At 60.5% G+C, this 2,487-nt stretch carries 3 protein-coding genes; 1 reads left to right on the top strand and 2 read right to left on the bottom strand.

Features of this window, described 5'->3' with window-relative positions; all coding sequences use genetic code 11:
* The coding region (locus tag ACE3S9_RS18460) for an AMP-binding protein (RefSeq protein WP_374547935.1) at positions 1-815 on the bottom strand (815 nt) is incomplete at its 3' end.
* Positions 816-1,230: 415 nt separating this feature from the next.
* Here ACE3S9_RS18460 and ACE3S9_RS18455 point away from each other — a divergent pair.
* Positions 1,231-2,208, top strand: a complete 978-nt coding sequence (locus ACE3S9_RS18455) for an AraC family transcriptional regulator (RefSeq protein ID WP_374547934.1) — start codon at positions 1,231-1,233, stop codon at positions 2,206-2,208.
* A 97-nt stretch (positions 2,209-2,305) separates the two neighbouring features.
* Here ACE3S9_RS18455 and ACE3S9_RS18450 read toward each other — a convergent pair.
* A partial coding sequence (locus tag ACE3S9_RS18450; RefSeq protein WP_374547933.1) for a hypothetical protein occupies positions 2,306-2,487 on the bottom strand: 182 nt, incomplete at its 5' end.

Below are 2,487 nucleotides of genomic sequence, written 5' to 3'. Positions count from 1 at the left end.
TGTTCGCGGATCAGGTCGAAGATCAGTTTCGGATCGATCCGGCGCAGGCAGACATTGACGCCGGCATTGGCCGCCATGGTCCAGGGGAAGCACCAGCCGTTGCAATGGAACATCGGCAGGGTCCACAGATAGACCGAGTGAGGAGCCATGCCCCAGCTGACGATATTGTTGATCGCGTTGAGATAGGCGCCGCGATGGTGATAGACCACGCCCTTCGGATTGCCGGTAGTGCCCGAGGTATAGTTCAGCGCGATGGCGTCCCATTCGTCGTCGAGCGGCTCCGGCTCGAAGGCCGGATCGCCCTCGGCCAGAAACGCCTCATAGTCGATCGCGCCCAGCGCCGTCCCGCCGACATAGGATGGATCGTCGACATCGATCACCAGCGGCTTCGGCCCCTTCATCAGGTCGAGCGCCTTGGCGATGATCTTCGAATATTCCCGGTCGGTCAGCAGGATTTTCGCTTCGCCGTGATCGAACTGGAAGGCGATGGCCTCGGCGTCGAGCCGGGTGTTGAGCGTGTTGAGCACGGCGCCGGACATCGGAATGCCGAAATGGGCTTCGACCATGGCCGGCACGTTGGGCAGCATGACAGCGACGGTGTCATTCTTGCCGATGCCGCGCTTCTTCAGCGCCGAGGCCAACCGCCGGCACCGCTCCGCCGTCTGCGCCCAAGTGAAGCGCTGGTCGTTATAGAGGATCGAGGTCTTGTGCGGGAACACGTCCGCCGCCCGAAACAGGAAGCTGAGCGGCGTCAAGGGCGCGTAATTGGCCCGGTTGGAATCCAGCCCAATAGAATAGGGATTGGCAGTCGCCACTTTTTTCCTCCCAAAGTTGTTTTATGTTTCAGGGCCTGCTCCGCTTTCGCGGCTACAAAGCTCGGATTTTTCTGGGGTGTGAGGATAGCGGGTCCATGCCGGACGACATATGGCGCTGCGCGGCCAAAGTTCTGGCGTTGGTGACACGTCGGCGCGCCAAGAGCCTAACCTTTAGTCGTAGAGGCTTGATGCGCTGACAAGCTCAAGTGTAGCAACGGATTAAACGTTGCAATCCCTCGTCCGGATCGGCACGCAATCTGGCGCCAACTTTATCCTTTGTTTGGTGCGGGAAGCTGACGCAAGATTGCAAAAAAACGCGCGTCACGAAGCTCCTGGCGACGCGGACCAAGGGAGAGATTGAGGCATGAACAGCCGAACGACGTCGTCATCCTGGCTGAAGGGGGTGATCGAGACCATGGCGGACGTCGGCTTTGATACGGCCCCGTTGCTGAAGGCGGCTACGCTCGATCCCGCAATTCTGCATGACCGGAACATTCGTGTGCCGACTGAAAAAATGAGCCTTCTTTGGCGCGCGGCCGCCGAACTGAGTGGCGACCCTAGCATCGGACTTATTGGCGCGGCGGCGCCGCTCCCGGGCAATTTCGACATTCTCGGCTACGCTATGTTGTCGAGCCCCAACCTGCGCGCGGCTATGCATTCGATTTCGCGCTACATGCGCCTCGTCAGCGACGCGGCGGAACTCACGCTGGAGCCCGCGGAGGAATTCGTCAACGTCCGCTTCAACCTGTTTGGCGGACGCGAGACCATCCCGCGCCAGCGGATTGAATTCGACTTGCTTACGATCCTGAATTTCTTCCGCTGGGTCGCGGGGCGGCCCGCGGAGCCCGTCAGCGTACAGATCGTCTATCCTCCATCGCGCGATCTGGCGCGCTATGCGGAGTCTTTCCGCTGCCCAGTGAAATTCAACGCCGAATTCAACGGCTGGGTTTACACGGCCACGGCGCTCGACGCCCGCATGCCCGCCTTCAACCCCATCGTCGCGCAACTGCATGAAAACCTGCTGCAGCAGGAGGTCGCCGCCTTCGACGGTACGGGATTGAGCATGAGCGTCCGGCGCGAAATCACGCGGCAACTACCCAGTTGCGAGCCGCGCCGCGATTCCGTCGCCCATGCGCTAAATGTCAGCGACCGCAGCCTCCGACGGCGCTTGCGCGAAGAAGGCACGAGTTTCGAGAAGCTGCTCGATTCGACCCGCTGCGATCTCGCTCAAAATTATCTCACCCGACCAAACCTATCGACGGCCGAGGTCGCCTATCTGCTCGGTTTCGCTGACCCGGGCACCTTTTTTCGCGCCTGCCGACGCTGGTTCGATACGTCGCCAACCCAATTGCGCGCGTCCCTCCTTGAAAGGCAGAGGCCTGGCGCCGAGTAGTTCCGCCGCGGTGGTTGAAGCCTCACCCGAACGAGCATATTCACCCTTTTGCCGACGCCGTCTCGCCCAAGTAGGCTTCATCAAATCGGGGGCAAAATCAGCCGCTCGGCGCATCGCAGCAATGACAGGTTGGCGTAAATTTGCGGTCGTTCGTGTTAGCGCGCCAACCGACAGCTTCGGGTCCAGGCCGTGTGAAAACGTCCGGCTCACGCCAAATGATTTTCGCACGGTTACGGTTGGAGCCGATTATTTGCTTGGCGGTGTAATCGAGGAACTGGT

Origin of the sequence: Rhodoblastus sp. (assembly GCF_041915505.1) — a bacterium.
GTDB lineage: Bacteria > Pseudomonadota > Alphaproteobacteria > Rhizobiales > Beijerinckiaceae > Rhodoblastus.
Note: the sequence above shows the minus strand (reverse complement) of the source record. Positions and strands in the feature narration are given on the sequence as shown.